Origin of the sequence: Acetobacterium sp. K1/6, assembly GCF_034438075.1 — a bacterium.
Lineage (GTDB): Bacteria > Bacillota > Clostridia > Eubacteriales > Eubacteriaceae > Acetobacterium > Acetobacterium carbinolicum.
The window spans coordinates 217942-238551 of sequence record NZ_JAXQGA010000001.1; the positions used below are offsets into that span (position 1 = coordinate 217942).

The following is a 20610-nucleotide window of genomic DNA, read 5'->3' on the forward strand; positions in this document are numbered from 1 at the left end:
CGTACAACATGATGTAACAATTGTCGGTACTGGGTTATCTTTTGACAGTCTAACGTATCAAACTCAGGTCTGATACGCAATCACAAGTTTAGAGCCGACGGTATTTCTTTAATGCGGTCACATTCGCTAAAAACAGTACCCCAATAAAGATGACCGATCCAACTAACCAGGGCCATATCGCTAAAAATCCCTTGCCCTGAATCATAATCATTTCCAGGGCTGTGCAGCCATAATAAATTGGCGTTAGATAACACAGGTTTCCCAGCCCAAAGGGAATGGTATCAATCGGGATCAGTCCGGAAAAAAAGATCTGTGGAATGATGATTACCGGAATAAACTGAACCAATTGTAATTCATTGTTGGCAAAGATGGATACCAGCGCGCCAACGGAAACCGCCGAAAACGCCATCAAAATCATCACCAACGTACATAAGGCGACCGATCCTTCCACCTGAAGTTGCAGTACATAAACGGCGTACAAAATAATCACCACACTTTGAATCGCTGCCAGTAAACCATACCCCAGGGTATAACCCCCGATGACATCGATCCGGCTGATCGGGGTCATCAGCATCCGTTCTAAGGTCTGTCCGAAACGCTCCCGAACAAATGACATCCCGGAAAGAATAAAGACAAAGAAAAATGAGATCACACCCAGAAAAACATAGGCAAGCGAATCCAGTTGATTATCCCCCGATGTTTCATAAACATAATCCATGATCAGCTCGTTTTGTGCGGGTTGTAAGGCTTTATTGGTATCCGTAATGGCTTCTATGGCGGCCGCGGACTTGGAATTTTTCTCCAGTAATTCAATATGGGTTCCCTCGCTATCGCTTCAGATCAGCGCATCGATTCCATTAATCTCCAAATAATCTACGGCCTCGGGTTGTTCTGTTTCTTCACTGACAGCGGCATGATTCTCAAGCTCAGTGACAAATTTTTCATTCATATCATAGACAGCAATCTTCGGCAGATAATTGGAATCACCGAGGATAAAAAATAACAGCGTTAAAACCAGCAGCGGTGCAAATAAAAGCAACCCCAATGATCGCTGATCGTTTTTCATTTGGCCAATGATCCGTTTGACAATGCTTAACACGATGTGACCTCCGCTTCTGACTGATTGTCGATAAAAAATAATTCTTCAATGTTTCCGTCTGAAGTCTGGGCGATTAAATTTTTAACCGTATCCCTGGCAATGATATGACCATTACGAAGCAAGGCGGCATCATCACATTGGGTAACCTCATCCATGACATGGGTGGTAACCAAAATGGTTGTTCCTTCATTTCGGAGCTGCCTGAGATATAGCCATATTTTGCGCCGCAGCACCGGATCAACCCCAACTGTTGGCTCATCCAGCACCAGCAGCTTTGGTTTGTGAATTAACGCTACCGCCAACGATATGCGTTTTTTCATCCCACCGGAACAATCGCGGACTAACTTGTTTTTACACGCTGCCATATCGACAATCTGGAGTAGTTCTTCGGCATTTGCTTCAAATGTTTTACGACTTTGCCGATGCAGACCGGCAAAAAACTTCAGATTCTCCCAGGCTGACAACTCTTCGTACAGGGCTTCATTCTGCGGCATATAACCCATCTGTGCAAGCAGCTGACGGTTTGGCACGGCGATACCGCCGATTGTTACCATTCCGCCATCCGTTGGAATGGCACCCATCATGATTCGCAGCAAGGTTGTTTTTCCTGAACCGGATGCCCCCAGCAGACAGAAGATCCGACCCGAATCAATCGTCAAACTAATCTGTTCTAAAACACGCTGTTTTTTGAATGATTTATCAACTTCTAAAATTTCAATTCTCATTTCTAAGTCCCTCTTCTTTATTTTATGATTATCCCCATTTTAGCCCTGTTCCTTTTTAAATTCAACCAACAGTCTTTTTCAAGCTGTTGGATTTTCTTGTTTATCCCAGCAGCTTCGTTTATAATCAAAATGAATGATCCCGTGAATGAGGTAAAACTGACATGAAGACGACTTTATCAACCACCGCCAAAGTTACCCGCCAAAACTTAATTGATTCATTTTGGCTGTTATATTGCAAAAAAAGCATTGAGAAGATCGCCGTCAAGGAAATCTGTGACGTAGCCGGCTATAATCGCTCAACTTTTTATGTTTATTTTAAAGATGCCTATGAAATTCTGGCAGAAATTGAAGAACAGACCATTACAGTGGAGGATTTTAAGAACATTGTTATTAAGAACCTTTTTTATGGTAATCTTTCTCATGATCATCGCAAGGAAGCCATTTTAAAATTAATTCTTGAATTTTTCGAGAAAAACAAGACTTATCTCCCGGTTTTATTAGGTGAAAACGGTGATCCCCACTTCAGGCAAAAGGTCTTGAAAAAGCTCACCCCGACAGTGCTATCAATATATAAAAAACTGTCCCCTCAGGAACTGATGGAAGTAAGCTATTTAATGGAATACCAGAGTGCCGCGATGCTCAGCATGATTGCAAAGTGGTATGCCAATGACAAAGACCTGCCGACCGAACAATTCCTGGAGTTGCTGCTGGCCGTGACAACCAACGGCGTTCAAAGCGAGCTATCAAAATACCGAGGCTAAATTGAATCACTTAACAAGCCAAACCGATTCTCTTGAAAATTGAGGGTCGGTTTTTTTGTTGCTACAACCGGAACTAAAACAGCCCTTAAATAGTCGACGACTACTTAAAGGCTGTTTTAGTGTTCTATTTTTAAAGCTGTATTAATGATTCTTTTTCTCCTGGGCGTTTTTTAGGCTGATTGCTTTTTCTCGGCATTCATCCGCATAATCTTCATAGGCTTCCCGATAATCTTCATAATCGATGGTGCAATCACGATCTTCAAAAGATTTGCAATAGCCTTCCAGGGCTTTCCAATCACGGCTGTAGGCATGAAAACTCAGAGCATGATGGGTATAGGAGCCCAGTTCTTTAATCCCGACTTCCCGGGCAATCGTTCTTGACAGTTCGATCAGAGCGAAAACATTCATGGCGACTGCCTTAACCCCATCATTGCTTCTAAATACCACGTCGGTATTTAATTTGCCGTCTTTAACAGTGTAATGAATAAGCTGCAGGCAGGGTGGATGATTTAGTTTGGCGACCTCCTGATTGGCCACATGTAGGGTTGCCTGTCTGGTACCGGGATCTTCTTTTAATTTATTGATAACAAAATCAATGTTTTTGGAAAACAGATCGTAATAGGTATACCCATACATGTCTTTTTCAAAATCCTTGGTGCCTTCAACAATTTCCAGGACGTAGTCGACCAGAGTTTCCAGCCCGGTTGGCATGGCCATGGTAATTTTTATATCCTGTACGCTGTCGATATCCATCAGCAGGTGAATTTCTTTTAAACTGTCTTCCCGATCCTGATTCTTCCCCATAACAACATCAGCCTGGTTTAAAGCCTTCATCGCCGCCTCAATGCCCTTATGCAGTTCGGTTTCGTGAATGTAAGTAACCATCATTTTCACATCGTATCAGCTGATCTCTAACTCTCAAACCGCTAATACGAGATCCTTTCTAAATAATAATACATATTCGTTTATCTGTTTCATTGATGATCATACCATATCTTTCGGTAGATTTCATCTTTGTAAAAATCAAAAATAAATCCCTTAATGTCTCCAATTTTAAATAGCTGATCATATTTTACGGCTGAACTAGAATTTTTTTAGAAAGTCTTCCGTCACGACGCCTCTTTTTATTGGCATTCCATGGGAGGGGCAAATCCAATCGTATTGGAGCTCTTTGATGATTGAAATTGATCGGTTCGCTTCCTCTTTATTCCAGATATAAAACTGGGGCAATTGTTTTAATTTTCCCTTAGACTCCTGAAATAAATCGCCAATAAATAATACATTCTTATAATGAAAAATCGAGTGTCCTGGAGTATGACCCGGAGCGTGAATCACGCGAACCGCTCCAAAACTTTGATTCTCCTGATAGACGCCAGAAATACTGGGTTTTTGAGGGTGCACAACTGCTTGCATGATTCGTTTGATTCCCGGTCGATTTTTTTCGCCCATAATATAGGGCACATCTTGCTGGGGTGCCCAAACCTCAGCTTGAGTTGTTTCCTGCAAGGCTTTAGCATTGCCGATATGATCAATATCATGGTGGGTCAGCAGTATTTTCGTTATACTTTGAATCGCTACATCCAAACTTTTCAGTTCCGCCAGAATTTGCTCTGCCAACCCCGGCATACCGGTATCAATGAGTATCCCTTCATCCGAACGAATAAAAAATACATGCCCATGGCTGGCACAATCAAGCTGATAAACATTTTCGATAATTTCCATCTTGTTACGCTCCCAAAAGTTATTTTTTTGTCAGATCCATAAAAGAAAAGCGGCCAGAACGGCCGCTACACAGTGTCGATAATTATCGATTCAGCCCTCTATTCGCAAAATTTCAGACCTGCGCCTCTCGTTTTCCGACAGCAACAGCAAGTCCGATCAGCATAATCAGGACTGCTCCCGCCACAGCCGCTTCTGATGTGCTAGTGTCCACCCCAGTTTTGGGATTGGCTGAACTGGCATGCTGTTTTTTGAATGTTTGCGCCGAAAGCGGTTCCAGATACAAACAGGTCGCATCACGGTCGACATCCCCATAAATCGGACTGATATCAATGCTGCCTTCGGCCACAAGATCCTTAGCGACGGCTCCCGATGTGCATAAATCAAGAATGCCATTGTTAATGATAATTTTATTATAAGAGAATAAAGCGCCGGCATCGCCATGATCAGCAATCGATTCGACGACCGTATAGCCGCCGTTGAATACCAGTTCATCATAAGCTCCGATACCGCGGCTGTAACTGGTTGGACTATCGGTAAAAACATCAATATTTCCGCCATTGACAATTAGATCGCCAAAAGCAAACAAACCAAAAGCACCGGCATAATCACTATTATAAGCGGTCACAGCAATGTTTCCCCCGTTGATGGTGAGATTTCCCGGTGTGATATCCTCAGCATTATTACCTGCCAAAATTCCAACGGCGGAGCTGGAACTTTCATATCCAACGGCTGCAATATCATAGGTTCCGCTGTCAATCACCAGGTTTCCAACAACATTGATTCCACCACCCATTAAATCAGGGGTCGCCTGTCCCTTCGCAATCAGCGTACCTGTCCCGCTAGCATTCATATCAGCTTCCGCTTTGACGGCAAAACCATTATCGGTTGTAATAACATTGGTACCAAGTAGGACGAGTTTAAAAGGAACTGCTGTCGATTTGACATCCAGCTTTTCTCCTACAAAATTATTTAATGTCAGTTCGTTGACAGCTGTATCATATGAATAATCGGATCCGCTATTGGTGGCCAGGACATCAATGATCACGCCATTCTGGGTTAAGCACAAATATGTGGCCGTCTGGGCTTCTATCTTTTCTGGTTCAAGATTTGCTATTACCGGTTGCTCCGAAACGACCTCGACTTCCATACTATTGTCGGCAGGAGCTGTTGCGACCGCTGGCAGCGGGGCAATTTCGGTACTGCCTGCTGTTTCTGCTGTTTCTTCTGTTACTACAGTCTCTGTATCGACTGCTTCAGTTGTTACTAAAGCCAGACCTAATTCGTTGGTTGGTTCTTTTTCACTTACCGTTTCTCCAGCGGCAAAAGCTGAGACCGGAATTAGCATTGACAACATCGCCGCAACCATCAGCAGGGATAAAAACTTTGATATTCGCTTCATTTTCTTCTCCATTTCAAACCGTATTTTGATGAATTGTTGAGATTGGCAGCTATTCTTTAAAATCTTTAGTATCGTACCATTCTGTTTTTACTCGTTTACATCATCGCATATGATTAAGATACCACAATCACAGAAAAATGTCGATGGATTGTTCGATATTTCTTGCATGGCAACTGTCCAGTTATCAGAACAAATGCAAAAAACCGCCCACTGGCGGTTTTTTGTTAATTATGAACGCGTTTTATTTATCATATTTCATTTATTTAGTACGGCTTTTTAAATTGCTTAATCAGATTTTTTCGATTCTAATTCGAATCAGATATCCAGGGCTGCGTGGTAACCCTGATAAATGGCAGTCGTAATGGTGGATGCTTTAACACAATCCCCAATTTCGATAACATATGGGGCACAATCTACCAAAGTTTCGGCAATATTGCGACGCGGCTTTTGTCCCAGAGCACAGATGACTGTCGTTCCTGGAACCAGTACTTCCTTGCCATTGGCATCTTCACAGACAACCCCCTGATCGGTAACCTGCAATCCTTTTAATTCAGTATGGACGGTAATACCACATTTTGCGATTTCATTCATCATCAGCGGACGATGGCGCAGATTTGCGTCTGGTGCCAATTCCGTTCTCATTTCGATGAGGTTAACGGTCTTCCCTTCCCGGGCAAAATGGATGGCTGCTTCACAACCGGCCAAACCGCCACCTAATACAACCACGGTATCCCCGACCTGATCTTTTTTCTTGTAGTAGTCATTGACGACAATCACATTGTCGCCGTCCAGACCGGGAATTGCTGGAACGATCGGTTCCGAGCCGACTGCTACAATCAGGGCGTCAACGTTTTCCTGATCGACATATTCTTTTGTTACCGGTGTGTTTAAGCGAATCTCTACACCGGCATCTCTGGCCAATTTTTCCAGAGTAACACCCAGCTCGTACATTTCATATTTAAATGGTATTGCCTGTTCACCTTTTAAGATTCCACCTAAGGTATCGCCTTTTTCACAAAGAATAACCTGATGCCCCCGTTTGGCCGCCGTTAACGCCGCTTCCAGTCCGGCTGGTCCGCCGCCTGCTACCAATACTTTTACCGGGTTGGCTGTGGGAATAATTTCAGTTCCATCCATTTCCCGGCCAATTAAAGGATTAACGGTACAGCGCCGCGTGGATGTGACTGCCCGTTCGGCCATACAGGTAAAGCAGCGCAGACATTTAACAATATCGGCATCCTGATTGCTCATAACTTTTCGCGGCAGGAAGGGGTCCGCCAACAGTGCCCGAGCCATTTCGACAATATCAGCTTGCCCGGAAGCAATAATCTCTTCCATCATCGCAGGATCATTCAGTCCGCCAAGAGTAGCCACCGGAACTGAAACATGTTTTTTAATTTCTGCAGCTAAATAGACATTTCGGCCATGAGGTTCAAACATCGATGGATGCGTTAAACCAAATCCACTTTGGTAAGTACCGGCAGTAATATGGAGTAGATCGACCTTGGATTCGACCAGTTTGGCGATTTCAACACCCTCTTCAAGGGTATAGCCACCTTCAAAAAATTCAGAGCCACTCATTCGAAACTCAATCGGGAAACCTGGTCCCACAGCTTCACGAACACTGTCCAGAACTTCCAGGGCCAGACGCGCCCGGTTTTCTAGCGGACCGCCGTATTTGTCGGTTCGGTGGTTAAAAAATGGTGAAAGAAACTGGTTCAGTAGCCAGCCGTGACCGCCATGAACCATGATCATTTCAAATCCTGCCCGTTTTGCCAATCCAGCCACCCGCCCATAAGCGGCGACAATATCATCAATAAGTTCCTGGGTCAGTTCTTTAACCGGTCTTCCATCAGGACGGGTTCCGGCGCTGGGTCCCCACTGAGCCATGCCACCTTTTTTATCTTTGTCGGTTAGATAGGTGCCGGCATATTGTCCGGAATGAGAGAGTTCAACACTGGGAATGGCGCCATGACGACGGATTGCATCGGCTGTATAGGTAAAGCTGGCCAGTGAATCAACCGTTTGCAGATCAAGGTGATACATATGGGAGCCTTCTGTTTCAGGATGAACTACACATTCACTAACAGTGACAGAGGCGGCACCACCTTTGGCTCTGAGTTCATAAAAAGCTTTCGATTTAGGACCGATGGTACAATCAGCAGTAATGTCGGTGCCTCCCATGGGTGCGCCAAACATTCTGTTTCTGAAGGTTACATTACCAATTTTAATCGGTTTACATAAATTTGGGTATTTTCGTTGCATCGTCAATTCTCCTTTAGAATTTTGATTGGTTCCGTCAATATTAAGCGGTCGATTTGATAAAATCTTAACATGATCTTTTAGTGATGTCAATAAAATCATGTAAATATTTACATGTTTAAACATGCAACATTTTGCAGAACAACAACGTTTTATCCTTGACGTTTATTTAAAAGATGGTTATCATTAAAAAAAACATGAAAAGAGGGACCTTATGATCTCAGAAAAATTGCTTGAAGAAATCAGGAAGCTCTGCAAAGATCTAGATAGTTTGACCCAGGAGAACTTTGATAAGGGCATAAAAATTTTCGCAGCTAATAAGTCCAAAGCTCATACTAGCCAAGTGGTTGATGTCATCAGTAAGAAAGAATATGAACGGCTTTCAAAAAATCCTGAATATACCGAGGCCGCCGAGCTTATCACCAGCACCCTTACCCTGCTGGAAGAACTGGATAATTTGGAATGGGTTTATAATGACCTGATTCGAAAACTTTATCATTGTAGACCTGACCGACCACAAACAACCGATGACGATACCGTTTTTAACCTTGAACCACCATTTTCCCGTTCAAAATTCTTAAATTAAAACAGCAGCATGCTTGGATCGTTACCAGTAAAGCTCCAATCCGACCCCCACCTCACCCACAGGAATATGCGAGTGAATGGCTGCTTTGACGGCAAAGGTGGTGCAGTGGCAGGGATAGATCTGTTCGATTTGATGGTTTTTAAAATAATCGATGGTCTGTACTACCCGGCCATTGACCTCAAATAGATGGAATCCGCCGATAACTCCGCGAACTCGGTGGTCTCCGGTGACAGCTTTGGCGTATTCTATAATATTACAGATACCGCTGTGAGAGCAACCAGTGATAATGAAAATTCCCGCTTCGCCCTGATAGACCAGAGCGGAATCATCCAATAGATAATCATCGGTCAGTTCGTCATCTACTTGCTGTTTTCCAATCGGTTCCGCTTTCTCAAAATCGATCACCCGAGGAATTTCACCCAGAAAGGTGATGTTCTCGGTAACCTTGACCGGAGTCCGAGTGAGTTTCAGCTGGCAACTTTCTGCCAGTTCTGTTCGGGTAAATGGGATTGATATTTTCAGACCGTTATACTCTTTATAATTCAGGGCATCAGGATGGGCGATAATATGAAATGGTTGCTTTCTCTTGATATCCAATAGGCTTTTTAAGCCTCGAGTATGGTCATCGTGGCCGTGAGAAAGTACAAGGGTATTAATCTTATTCAAATCAATATTCATGGCTGTGGCATTTTTAATGAACAGATCCGAGTAGCCCACGTCAAAAAGAAAGGCTTCTTCCCCGTCCTCAATATAATAGCACACCCCGGGCTCACCCCAGTAATATTCGTCGATAATGGTGTTGTTATCAACAATGACTTTTAGCCGCATTCTAGCCTCCATTTGTTATGATTTAAAAAACCTTGGTCGTCCATTGGGAGCAATCCCAGACTTCGTTAACAAAGCTTTCGTAGAATTCCGGTTCATGGCAGACCATCAGAATGCCGCCATTATAGGCTTCTAACGCCCGCTTCAGTTCAGCTTTGGCATCGGCATCGAGATGATTAGTGGGCTCATCCAGAACCAGAATGTTGGTTTCCCGATTGATCAGTTTGCATAGTCGGACCTTGGCCTGTTCGCCACCGCTTAAAACCTTGACCATACTTTCAATATGTTTACGCGTTAAACCGCATTGAGCCAGGGCTGAACGGACCTCATTCTGATTCAGAGACGGAAACTCGTTCCATACCTCGTCAATACAACTGGTTCGGATATCCTGATCCATTTCCTGTTCATAATAACCGACTTGCAGTTTTTCCCCTTGTAATACGGTGCCGGTGATCGGTGGAATCAATCCTAACAGGCTTTTTAACAGGGTTGTTTTTCCAATACCATTCGTACCTTTTAAAACGATTTTCTTTTTCCGTTCCATGACTAAATTTAGTGGTTTGGACAGGGGTTCATCATAACCGATGATCAGATCTTCAGTTTCAAAAACCCGGCGCCCAGTGGTACCGGCTTCCTTAAAATTAAACCGCGGTTTGGGCTTTTCGGATGCCAGCTCAATGATGTCCATTTTATCCAGTTTTTTTTGTCGGGACATAGCCATATTCCGGGTAGCTACCCGGGCCTTGTTTCGGGCCACAAAGTCTTTAAGATCGGCAATTTCATTTTGTTGTTTAGTATAAGCAGCCTGTTCCTGAGCCTTCTTTGCTTCTAACACTTCCTGGAACTTAGCATAATCCCCTACATAACGAGTCAGTTTTTGGTTATCCATATGATAAATAAGATTAATCACGGAATTGACAAAGGGCAGATCATGGGAAATCAGAATAAAGGCATTTTCATAGTCATTGAGATAGCGCTTTAACCACTCAATATGCTGCTCATCGAGATAGTTAGTGGGCTCATCCAACAGTAGGATGTCCGGTTTTTCCAGCAGCAGTTTTCCCAACAACACCTTGGTACGCTGGCCGCCGCTGAGTTCGGTGATGTCCTTATCCATACCAATGTCGTTGAGACCCAGGGCATTGCCTACTTCTTCGACCTTTGAATCCACCAGATAAAAGTCATGAAACTCCAGCAATTCCTGAAGGTCACCCACTTCTTCTAAACTCTTTTCCACTTCTTCCGGACTGTCCTCACCCATTTTTTCATAAAGATAACCAATCCGGCTCTCAATATCCAGTAGAAAATCAAAGGCTGAGGTCAGCACGTCCCGGACGGTCATTCCCGATTGCAAAACCGCATGCTGATCCAGATAACCGATCCGCACATTTTTGGCCCATTCCACCTTGCCCTCATCTGGCATCAGCCTGTCGGTAACAATATTCATAAAGGTAGACTTACCTTCTCCGTTTGGTCCAATTAAACCGATATGCTCTCCCTTTAATAACCGAAACGATACCTGATTAAAAATCGCCCGATCACCAAAACCGTGAGAAAGATTCTCGACATTTAAAATACTCATTTATTCTCCATTTCTTATTTTTTCAATTAAAAACACTTCCAGATTTGTGGTGCAGATCAGGAAGTGTTTTATTTATCCTATGATTCTTGCATTATAGTATACCATATGCCCGATGATTATACCAGACTGCCTGGTCAGTTTCATAGCTTCTTATTAAACCATTTATTTTTTATTTGTCCGCTTTTTGACCCTTTGATCATTACTCTTTGGTCTTCTTTTTCGTTTGCTTGTAGCTATATTAAAGTAGAGAATTGCCTGCATCAAGGTTACCAACCCCATAATTATTTTCTCAAACCAGGTGCCCCCCAACAGATTTCCCAGGGTATTTAAACAGGCAAACATAAAGGATAACCAAAGATAAACTTTCGAAAACAGGTTAAACTCTTTATCGTCAATGGCACCTGCTGCCACAGCAATCAGGGGGATGCCGAAACACACCACAATCACACCCGTGATCGAAGATTCAAAAATAAGAACGACAATTAACACCAATGCAAAAAAGAGCCAGCCTTTATAGAAGTTTCTATAGTCTTTTACTCGGATCAGCCCGGATGCCGCGGCAATTACCGGGATCCCATAGATCAACATAATTATGCTGGTGGAGGCTGCTTGAACGGCCGCATCATAACTTTCCAGTAGTCCGCCACTGATGAATTCATAGGGCAGAATTTTTAGTATCACCAACAGAAAGACAAACATTGTGAAAATGTTCAAGGCAATAATTCCCTTGCCGGCCGTTTTTCTGTTTATTCTCATGATTCCTCCCTTGAAGACGTATTGTGTGACAATGACTAAAAATATTCCGGAATCCGATCAATCGAAACCCTGATCAGTTTATCCCAACACATCTCCCCGCACCTGACCATACATGGGCTTTGCACTTTTTTCTGAAGTTCTTGTGGAAGTAATCGAAATCCCATTCGACGATAAAAATCCGGATCAATATCTGAGTAAAGAAAAATAAATGCGTCCTCATTTTTTTCGATCTCAGAAATGCGATTTTCTAAAAGAATGGTCGCGTAGCCTTTGCCAGTGTGGGGTTTTGGTGTGAGAACCGAACCAATACCGTAAACCTTTTTCCCCATAATCGGTTCTAATTTCAACACAATCAATGAGCTGACGAGCTGCCCGTCTTGATCGATGACAAAACGTGTTCCAAAGGCATCTTCTTTTGAATTATCCTTGATGTACTCTTCCAGAGTTCTGCTTTTATGCCAGACTTGATATGCCTTGCGAAATAGAAATTCCCGTTCCTGTTTTGTGGCTTCTCTAATCATCATCCTTCGGGAACTGGCACTGTCCCCAATCGCTACACCCAGCATAATCACCCTCCCCAAACTGTCAAAATTAACCTTAATCATGGTTTTAACGTTATTTATATTATACCATAAATCCATCGTTATTCAAAAAACATCGTACAAACCAACCAAAGCCAATGTCACTTTGACTATTTTCATTGTTACATATAATAAAATGAATATGGCAGATAATCATTAATTCTGAGTCGTTAGTTAATGTTTCGCATTGTTTGGTGCTGGTGCTTTCACAACAATTAGTTCTAATGTTTCGGTGTGCATATTCTTGACATTCATTTTGGTTTGAAGTGGTATTTTTAATAGCGTTCCTGCTTCGTATTCATGAACCTCCTGATCGTCAAGTCCAATTGAGAGTGTTCCTCTGACCACAGTCATGTAGACGTTGGAATTGGAAAAATGCTCAGGAAGTCCTTCCTCTTTATTAAATACCATATGCAGATAATGAACGTTCTCATCAAATATTACTTTCTCCACCGCCTTATCATTACCTCTTGACAGTTTAAAAATTTGTTCCACCATTTTATTGTCCTCCTTTTTTCTATCATATAATTAGGGAATCCCAAAACATCTCTTTTTTTTACAGTATTTTGCAAGCGCCTATGTTATAGGATATACCCATCTAATCACCAACTATTGATTAACGCTTTTATTTTTGCCTTTCATTATACATTTTTAATTATTTTCTCTAGAATATTCACAAATCGCGTATTGCTGATGGGATGATGAATAATGAGTTTCCCGTCAAAAATAATGCCAAATGTTCCAAAGGGGCAGGGCGAATTTTGTGCCGTCGCCGCATCAGAGAGATTAATTAACTGTGCCTCTAAATGGAATCGATCCTTGGCTGTTGCCATTATCTCGTTAACATTTTTCTCTGTGTAGGGGCATTGTGGTGAACGTAAAATTGTTAAGCCTGACCCGATGTTTGGAAAGGATTGACCGCATTAATCGCTGTCAATCGATCCCATCCACCGTTTTAATTCGAAATAAACATTTGGGTCCAGTAATGACTGTATCCAGAACCTGATTGGGCATAACCTACTCCTAGCTTGTTAAATCCCGGATTTAAAATATTCGCCCGATGGCCCTCTGAATTCATCCAGCCATTCATAACCGCTTCCGGACTGGAATAACCGGCGGCAATATTTTCACCAGCGCCCTGGTAATTAATCCCTAGTTCTGTCAGGACGGTAAAGCAGCTGCTTTGATTTGGTCGAGTGTGTGAGAATAACTGGATAATTTCTTCTGCCCTGATTTGCGCGGCCCGGGTTAAAGTGGCCTCACTGCTTACCAGGCCAAGATTTCTGGAAGCCCGTTCCTGATTGACCAGAGCGATCACCTGAGCTTCAAAAGAAGGCGTGGTTGCCTCGATAAATGGCGTATCCGTCTTTCCCGGAGCAGCGGTTCCCTTGGGCTGAACAACAATATAAATCCCTTCAAGACGATAAGAATAACCCTGGGAACCGGCACTTTCACCATTTTTTGCCCAATCCAGCCAGCCACAGTTTTGGATATGAACCTGATAGTAAACGTCAAACTGCTCGGCATCCGCCCCGGTGAGTTTGATCTGGATCCCTTCCAGACGAAGGCTTTGGCCGGAGGTTCCGCTCATTCCCCCGTTACTTTTCCAGCCTCTGGCGGTATCGGCCTCCCAGCCGATATTCTGAATATGGGTTTGATAGGTAATCCCCAAATCGGTTATCGGGGAATCAAGTTTGATTTCAATCCCCTCCAGGCGCTGACTTAAACCAGAGGTTCCACTCATCTTGCCATTTGACACAAAATCCTGCCAGCCGACATTTTGAACATGGGTGCGATAACTGACATTTGGGGTGCTGGCGGCCAATATATTATTAGGCATAATCCCGATGCTAAGTACTAATGCAAATAAAAAATAGAAACACCATTTTGCAACTTGCTTCATCTTACTTTTCGGATGATCTAATCAAACGGTCATCCATCTCCTTTTTTATGTTATCTGTATTAATACCGATTATCGCATTAAATAATTAATCCTGAGTCGCAATGAACTTATACTTCTGATTTTGTTAATAGCCGTTTTGATCTTTTATCCCATTTTTAAAAATGAGATTACCCTGTTTGCCATTTGCCGATGGCCCGCCGGGCTCTGATGAATTCCATCCAGATACAGATCCTTGTCGGTCCAGTCAATGGCAGCTCTGAAATCCAGAGCTTTGATCCGGGATAATGCCGGATCGTCTCTTAACCACTGGCAGTAAGCCTCGATCATCCCCGCCGATTTTTTAAAATCGACTACCACCCCCCCTTCTTTAAAGGTCACCGGCAGATGAATCGGTGGCGGGATGGCAACAAAAACCTGAAGACCATTAGCGCTGGACTGATCAACCATGGTGATCATATTTTGGGCAGCACACTCCCAACTGTGATTAAAAAAGATATCGTTATAGCCACCCATCAGGATCACCCCATCAGGTTTTGCATTAAAGACCTGTTTCTGGATTCGGTTTCGCATCCCGTCAGTGGTATCCCCGCTAACCCCGCGATTGATCATCTGGATTCCGGTTTTTTTTTCTGCAATTACATGCCATTTTTCTTCCCGGGACACCTGATAACCAAAGGTCAGACTGTCCCCTAAACATATTATTTTCACGATTTTTCTCCTTATAAACTGGCCTTATCTTAAGCTTTCAACGGTTATTATTTAACCATGTCTATGATAGCATAAACGGTCTGACAATAACAGAGACCACCTTGTAAAAGGTGGTCTCTGTTTGATTAAAATTAGATTATCTTTATAAAAGACGGCTAGCCCTTTCTAATCTTAAACTGATCAATCATCTGTTTTAATAGAACCGACTGGCCAGAAAGCTCTTCACTGGCGGCGGCACTTTGTTCGGCAGTGGCCGAATTCTGCTGGACCACCTGGGCGACCTGTTCAACCCCCATATTGATCTGGGCGATGCCGGTGGCCTGTTCATTCGAAGCTCCCGCAATATTGCCAATTAAACTGGTAACCTTGCCAATTCCCGAAACAATTTCATCAAGAGCGCCAGCAGTATCGTCAGCTATTTTTGTCCCTTCCTGAACAGTGTTGATCGAACCTTCAATCAAAATCGCGGTTTCTTTGGCAGCTTCGGCGCTTCTGGCCGCTAAGGTTCGAACTTCTTCGGCAACTACAGCAAAACCCTTGCCATGCTGTCCAGCCCGGGCAGCTTCGACCGCAGCATTGAGCGCCAGGATATTAGTCTGGAAAGCAATGTCATCAATAACCTTGATAATTTTGGAAATGTCCTCGGATGATTTATTGATTTCCACCATCGATTGCTGCATTTCGGTCATCTGGCGATTCCCTTTTTCTGCATTGCCCATCACATCAGTAGCCAGTTCTCTGGCTTTGTTGGCATCAACAGCATTATTTTTGGTCTGATCAGCAATTTCAGTAATGGCAGCGGTCAGTTCCTGAATTGAGCTGGCCTGTTCGGTCGAACCCTGAGCCAATCCCTGGCTGCTGTCTGACACCTGATTGGCGCCGACATTCACCTGCTCAGCGGCGATATTGATATCACCCATAACTTCATTGAGCGAATGAATAATCACATTCAGGGCGTTGGAAATGGTCACAAAATCGCCACTGAAAGCTTGAGCATTTTCAATATCCAGATTCCCCTGGGATAATTGTTCGATTTTTTCAGTAATTTCCCCGACGACGCCATCCAACAGTGTGGCAGTGGAATTGACGCTCTGTTTGAGTAAATCCACATCCCCCCGATACTCACCATTAATCCGTACCTGAAGATTACCATTAGAGATGGCTACCATGACTTCCATCACTTCGCCCAGTGGTTTGTTCAGTTCTTCCAGAATGGCATTCATGCCGCCGACCACTTGCCGCCATGCTCCCTGGAAGTTACTGGCATCGGCTCTGATTTGGAGATTTCCATCTATGACGGCATTGGTAATCATGGTGGCATCATCAATCAAGGTGCCAATTGATTCTTTGACCAGCATCAGGCTGTTATTGATTTCATTAAACTGAGCGCTGACTTCTGAGGTATAGGCATTCGCGGCACTGCAATTTAAGTCAAAGTCCAGATTTCCTTCTGCCAGGCGCATCAGGTTTTCACCCAGACGAGCTACTTCTGCTTTGGTATAGTCACTGACCCGAATCATCGGTGTTAAATCGGTAACTACTTCAATGAATCCAACGTTTTCCCCATTTCTGTTTTTGAGGTAAGCGGTCGCCTGTTTGTTGCTGCGGCCAACCCAGTCAAAGTAGCTTTCCGACACGCCCTGATCCACTAGTTGCCTGATTCCACAGCTCTGTGTTTGACAAATGCTGGTTCTGGAATTATGGCAGTCCATTCCACAGGCAGAAACGCGATCCTTAATTACGCCGTTTTCAATCATCAGATCTTCAAACGCACGGTTCATAAAGGTCCATTTCATATCATTGTCGGTAACATGAACCGGAAATGGAATCCCATCGATGATGGCTTCATACCAGAACATCTTGTCAACCACAGTATCGAGGGTTTGATTGACACCGGAAATAACCTGGGCATACTCACCAGAGTGTCTGTCCAATGCTGCTCGTCTGGTGAAATCGCCACGAATGGCAGCGTCCGAAAGCATAATGGTGTCTGAGACAAGGTTACCAATTGACTCTTTAATTAAAACCATACTGTTGCCCAAAACATCCTCTGACGATTTAGGCTGAATGTCGATGGACAAATCACCTTTGGCAAAAGATTGAGCGGCTTCAGCCTGTTCCCTGATGTTTTCGGCCATATTCACAAAGGATCGTGTCAGATCACCAATTTCATCTTCTCTAACATCCTGCGCCATCGACTGATCGATGTCCACATCTCCCAATGCCAGACGATCAGCCGCTTTGGCCAGTCGGGTTATGGGTCGGACGAAGTTACCGGTGGAAATTACAAGAATTCCCACAATGATAATGAGTCCCAGTCCAAAAATAAGTAACATCATGGTGAGAATTCCGGCAAAGGTACTGTTGAATTCGGTTGTTGGCAATCCTGTGGCCAGTACCCACCCGGTATCGCCAATTTCAGCAACATACCCCCTGCTTTCGGTACCTCCAGTTGAATAGGTGATTGGTCCAGCAACTTTGTCCATCAGTGCGGTAATAATATTCTCTGACATATCCGTATCGCTGAGTAGACCGTTATTATAATCTGGATTAGGATGATCAAAAACCATGCCACTATCGGTAGAAACCACAAAGAACCCGGAGTCGCCAATTTTATTCTCAGCAACAATCTCCTTAATCCGATCGATAGAGACATCCACACAGGTGGCCCCCACCAACTCTTGGGTTCCCGGTTTAAACACCGGAGCAACGACGCTGACGATAATTTTCTGGGTAGTAATATCCACATAAGGCTCCGAAATAAAAGCCTTCTTTTTTGCTACCAGTTCCATAAACCAGGGCCGGACATTAATGTCATAGGATGGGTCCGAAACCACTCCATCTGATTGGGTAAACTGACTGGAGTCCACATCAGCAATCCAGGTTACCTGAATGTTCTCCGGGTCGGTCGCAGCCACATTATCTAAATGTTGCTTGATCTCCGGAAAGTTAGCTGTCGATGTAATGCCCACCCCTGGTGTCACCTGATTAAACAGACTCTGAATTTCCGGGTTTGTCGCCAATTGACTGGCATCCTCCAGATATTTTGTAAAGTATGTCTCAATTTGATTTGAAACCGATTCAGACTGGGCTGATAATTCGTTGACTTTAATCTCAGCGATGGTCTGATCCACAACATACAACGCAATACCAGCGACAATTGCAAAAATAATTGCTACCGGTAGCCCGATGCTTAACAACATTCGGACAAGTAAACCTCTCTTATTACTCATTCTCATTCACTTATGATATCCCTCGATATCATTTATACCTTTCTTTAAGATGTGTTTTTTATCTACTTAAAACTATTGTAGGTATCCTAGCATAAATTGATCGACTCGTTTTCATTGTGAGACAATTTTTACTTTTATTTAACAATTATGCTATTTACTTATTTCTTAGAAAGCAGGACAAAAAAAGAGCGCAAAAAAACCATCACTCGCGGCTTCTTTGCACTCATCTCATGTCTTGAATTGATATTTATTTATATCTTATAACAGATCAAATAAAAAGGCAACTGACTTTTATCAGACCTGTTCATGAAAGCGATTTCTATTTATTTTAGTCATGATTAATTTTTATAACTCTGTTTATTAAATGTGATCATTCTTTTTCAAGACCATCACTTTACTGTAATCACAATGAATTGTTTGAGTTATTTCAAAACCAAACCGAAAAAAATACTGATGCATTTCACACTTTAGAAAATCCTCAAAGCCGATCGGTTCCGTTTTTTTTATGAGATAAAACGAGATTTTTTTTAGCAAACTGGCAGGTTCTTCCCACTCCACAACAATCACTTTCCCGGCTGTTTTTAACACTCTTCGAGCTTCCAAAAGCAGTTGCTCTGCCAGATCAGGACTTGACTCATGCAAAACCAGAGAGATCAGTACCACATCAAATTTCTCGCCTGGAAACTGCATCTTTGTCGCATCCATATGAATCAGCTTGACATTGGGCATCGCCTCTTTCTCCACTTTAGCTGCTGCTTTTTGTAACATTGCATCCGAAATATCAATCCCGATCACTTTGGCATTGCTTCTTGTCCCGGCAATGGCAATCGCATTGGTCCCTGTTCCGGTACACATATCCAAAACCGTTAATGGTTCATCCCCCAATAACGAAATAACGGCATTCCGAGGGCTTGAGACGGCCTTTCTAAAGTAGGTTCGGTCCAATACATCATAAATCTTTGCACTATTTTGATAGCTTTCATCCGTTCCCATTTTTTCTCACTTTCACTCATAAATCAATATTCTTATGATAGGATTTCCCGGAATCCAATTTTTCCGATTTTTCTTTACCTAAATTCTTCTCTGGTAATGGAATAAGCCTTAACATCGCGGATTTCACCCGTGTATATCTTTTCTGCCTGACGGATTGTTCCTTCATAAAGAAAACCGCATTTCTCAATAACGCGCTGGGATCCCAGGTTAAACGGGTAGTGCACTGCCGAGATCAGATCAAGACCCAGAGTGTCAAAACCGTATATCAGCACCGCTTTAGCCGCTTCTGTCATAATGCCTTGCCCCCAATAATCTTCGCTCAGTGCATAGCCAAGCATCCGTGCCTGATCGTTTTGGCGATGGGGATCTTCAATCAACCCGATTGAACCGATAATCCTTTTATTATATTCAATCCCCCAGATATTTTCCTGACCAACAAAGATTGTCTCCATGATCACTTCTGTTTCTTCAATGGTTTCGTGGGGTTTCCAGCCGGCCCGCGGACCGACATTTTTATTTTTGGAATAATCAAAAACGTCATTGGTGTCATCCAGGGTCAGGGGTCTTAACACCAGGTTTTTCGTAATAATGCTCTTCATTTTTTTCCTCTCTTTTTAAAAATTGATCTGCTTTTCGAAAAGTGTATGATCCGCAGAAATTTCATATCCATTTCGCTGCCTTTCTTATTCTATCTTAAGAACACTCGGCCCGCAATTATAATCGTTAAAAAAGCTGACATCCGAGGTGTATTTCTCGGATGTCAGCTTTTTAGATTATAACCTTAGCGACCAAACTGCTATCGTTTTATAAAATGATTGTACTAAACCCGCAAGGTTTTTAATGCACCACTCCAGGTAATCACCTGATCAAAGACATCATTAAGCGATTCTTCATGACGTGGGTCAGGGGTGAAAACGCTCATGTTTTCAAAATCGGTAAACAGGTTTAGCATCACCTGAGCCCGGACATCGGCCATATGGAGTTCCCCGGCAACCAGGCGGAGCGCTTCAACAGCTCTCGTCCCACCGGCGCTGCCATATGCTACAAATCCAACGGCTTTATTTTTCCATTCCACATTCAAATAGTCAATCGCATTTTTTAATGCGCCGGGGATGCTGTGATTATATTCTGCAGATACAAAGATAAAACCATCAAATTCACTAATTTTTTTTGACCACGCTTTGGTATGTTCTTTTGTGTATTGTTGCATCATGGCCGGATATGGTTCATCCAAAAGCGGTAGATTATAGTCTGCAATATCCACCAACTCAAATGTGGCGTCTGATCGTTTCTGTGCCAGTTTTTCAACCCACTTAGCAACCGCTTCCCCATTTCGTCCTGGTCGGGTGCTACCTAAAATAATTCCAATTTTTGCCATCATAAACCTCCTGGTATTCTATATCGTTTAACCAATATTAAATTGATTTAATATAATTGTACCCGTTTAAAGATGAACTAAACAGCTTCTTTATTAT

The 20610-nt window shown here is 43.1% G+C and carries 21 protein-coding genes; 2 read left to right on the forward strand and 19 right to left on the reverse strand.

What is annotated here, in order from left to right:
• Window positions 1-88: 88 nt before the first annotated feature.
• The 3 genes from U2P91_RS01005 to U2P91_RS01015 are packed head-to-tail and all read right to left on the reverse strand — an operon-like array spanning window position 89 to window position 1824.
• Window positions 89-814 (reverse strand): ABC transporter permease, encoded by a 726-nt coding sequence (locus U2P91_RS01005; protein ID WP_322518939.1) that lies wholly within the window; start codon window positions 812-814, stop codon window positions 89-91.
• Between the two features lie 21 nt (window positions 815-835).
• Window positions 836-1099 carry a hypothetical protein gene (locus tag U2P91_RS01010; RefSeq protein ID WP_322518791.1) on the reverse strand — a complete coding sequence of 88 codons (264 nt, stop codon included), beginning with the start codon at window positions 1097-1099 and terminating at the stop codon, window positions 836-838.
• On the reverse strand, window positions 1093-1824 hold the full coding sequence (locus tag U2P91_RS01015) for an ABC transporter ATP-binding protein (RefSeq protein ID WP_111887314.1): 732 nt from the start codon (window positions 1822-1824) through the stop codon (window positions 1093-1095). Before U2P91_RS01015 ends, U2P91_RS01010 begins: the two co-directional genes overlap by 7 nt.
• Window positions 1825-1985: 161 nt before the next feature.
• On the opposite strand from U2P91_RS01015, the gene U2P91_RS01020 reads away from it, so the two are divergent.
• Complete coding sequence (locus tag U2P91_RS01020; RefSeq protein WP_322518792.1) at window positions 1986-2585, forward strand: TetR/AcrR family transcriptional regulator; 600 nt, start codon at window positions 1986-1988, stop codon at window positions 2583-2585.
• 141 nt (window positions 2586-2726) lie between these two features.
• Here the strand turns inward: U2P91_RS01020 and U2P91_RS01025 are convergent, their stop codons facing one another.
• The 4 genes from U2P91_RS01025 to U2P91_RS01040 all read right to left on the reverse strand — a co-directional run bounded on the left by U2P91_RS01025 (window position 2727) and on the right by U2P91_RS01040 (window position 7971).
• Window positions 2727-3473, reverse strand: a complete 747-nt coding sequence (locus U2P91_RS01025) for a thymidylate synthase (RefSeq protein ID WP_322518793.1) — start codon at window positions 3471-3473, stop codon at window positions 2727-2729.
• 195 nt (window positions 3474-3668) lie between these two features.
• Window positions 3669-4307 carry an MBL fold metallo-hydrolase gene (locus U2P91_RS01030; protein ID WP_322518794.1) on the reverse strand — a complete coding sequence of 213 codons (639 nt, stop codon included), beginning with the start codon at window positions 4305-4307 and terminating at the stop codon, window positions 3669-3671.
• A 112-nt stretch (window positions 4308-4419) separates the two neighbouring features.
• Window positions 4420-5706 (reverse strand): LPXTG cell wall anchor domain-containing protein, encoded by a 1287-nt coding sequence (locus U2P91_RS01035; RefSeq protein ID WP_322518795.1) that lies wholly within the window; start codon window positions 5704-5706, stop codon window positions 4420-4422.
• Between the two features lie 315 nt (window positions 5707-6021).
• A complete protein-coding gene (locus U2P91_RS01040) occupies window positions 6022-7971 on the reverse strand; it encodes an FAD-dependent oxidoreductase (protein WP_322518796.1) in 1950 nt (649 codons plus the stop codon).
• Window positions 7972-8182: 211 nt separating this feature from the next.
• On the opposite strand from U2P91_RS01040, the gene U2P91_RS01045 reads away from it, so the two are divergent.
• Window positions 8183-8554 carry a hypothetical protein gene (locus tag U2P91_RS01045; protein WP_322518797.1) on the forward strand — a complete coding sequence of 124 codons (372 nt, stop codon included), beginning with the start codon at window positions 8183-8185 and terminating at the stop codon, window positions 8552-8554.
• 21 nt (window positions 8555-8575) lie between these two features.
• Here the strand turns inward: U2P91_RS01045 and U2P91_RS01050 are convergent, their stop codons facing one another.
• From U2P91_RS01050 to U2P91_RS01105, 12 genes are all read right to left on the reverse strand, one after another.
• A complete protein-coding gene (locus U2P91_RS01050) occupies window positions 8576-9382 on the reverse strand; it encodes an MBL fold metallo-hydrolase (protein ID WP_322518798.1) in 807 nt (268 codons plus the stop codon).
• A gap of 22 nt (window positions 9383-9404) precedes the next feature.
• Window positions 9405-10961, reverse strand: a complete 1557-nt coding sequence (locus U2P91_RS01055) for an ABC-F family ATP-binding cassette domain-containing protein (protein WP_111887321.1) — start codon at window positions 10959-10961, stop codon at window positions 9405-9407.
• 162 nt (window positions 10962-11123) lie between these two features.
• On the reverse strand, window positions 11124-11717 hold the full coding sequence (locus tag U2P91_RS01060) for a hypothetical protein (RefSeq protein WP_322518799.1): 594 nt from the start codon (window positions 11715-11717) through the stop codon (window positions 11124-11126).
• A gap of 35 nt (window positions 11718-11752) precedes the next feature.
• Window positions 11753-12283 carry a GNAT family N-acetyltransferase gene (locus tag U2P91_RS01065; protein WP_322518800.1) on the reverse strand — a complete coding sequence of 177 codons (531 nt, stop codon included), beginning with the start codon at window positions 12281-12283 and terminating at the stop codon, window positions 11753-11755.
• 189 nt (window positions 12284-12472) lie between these two features.
• A complete protein-coding gene (locus tag U2P91_RS01070) occupies window positions 12473-12796 on the reverse strand; it encodes a cupin domain-containing protein (RefSeq protein WP_111887323.1) in 324 nt (107 codons plus the stop codon).
• A gap of 143 nt (window positions 12797-12939) precedes the next feature.
• Window positions 12940-13131, reverse strand: a complete 192-nt coding sequence (locus tag U2P91_RS01075) for a YoaP domain-containing protein (protein WP_322518801.1) — start codon at window positions 13129-13131, stop codon at window positions 12940-12942.
• Between the two features lie 122 nt (window positions 13132-13253).
• Window positions 13254-14201 (reverse strand): CAP domain-containing protein, encoded by a 948-nt coding sequence (locus U2P91_RS01080; protein WP_322518802.1) that lies wholly within the window; start codon window positions 14199-14201, stop codon window positions 13254-13256.
• A gap of 144 nt (window positions 14202-14345) precedes the next feature.
• Window positions 14346-14909 carry a GDSL-type esterase/lipase family protein gene (locus U2P91_RS01085; RefSeq protein ID WP_322518803.1) on the reverse strand — a complete coding sequence of 188 codons (564 nt, stop codon included), beginning with the start codon at window positions 14907-14909 and terminating at the stop codon, window positions 14346-14348.
• A 155-nt stretch (window positions 14910-15064) separates the two neighbouring features.
• A complete protein-coding gene (locus U2P91_RS01090) occupies window positions 15065-18142 on the reverse strand; it encodes a methyl-accepting chemotaxis protein (protein WP_322518804.1) in 3078 nt (1025 codons plus the stop codon).
• A gap of 360 nt (window positions 18143-18502) precedes the next feature.
• Window positions 18503-19135, reverse strand: coding sequence for a class I SAM-dependent methyltransferase (locus tag U2P91_RS01095; RefSeq protein ID WP_322518805.1), 633 nt, complete (start codon window positions 19133-19135; stop codon window positions 18503-18505).
• Between the two features lie 74 nt (window positions 19136-19209).
• Window positions 19210-19734, reverse strand: coding sequence for a GNAT family protein (locus U2P91_RS01100; protein ID WP_322518806.1), 525 nt, complete (start codon window positions 19732-19734; stop codon window positions 19210-19212).
• Window positions 19735-19955: 221 nt separating this feature from the next.
• On the reverse strand, window positions 19956-20513 hold the full coding sequence (locus U2P91_RS01105; RefSeq protein WP_111887332.1) for an NADPH-dependent FMN reductase: 558 nt from the start codon (window positions 20511-20513) through the stop codon (window positions 19956-19958).
• Window positions 20514-20610 lie beyond the last annotated feature (97 nt).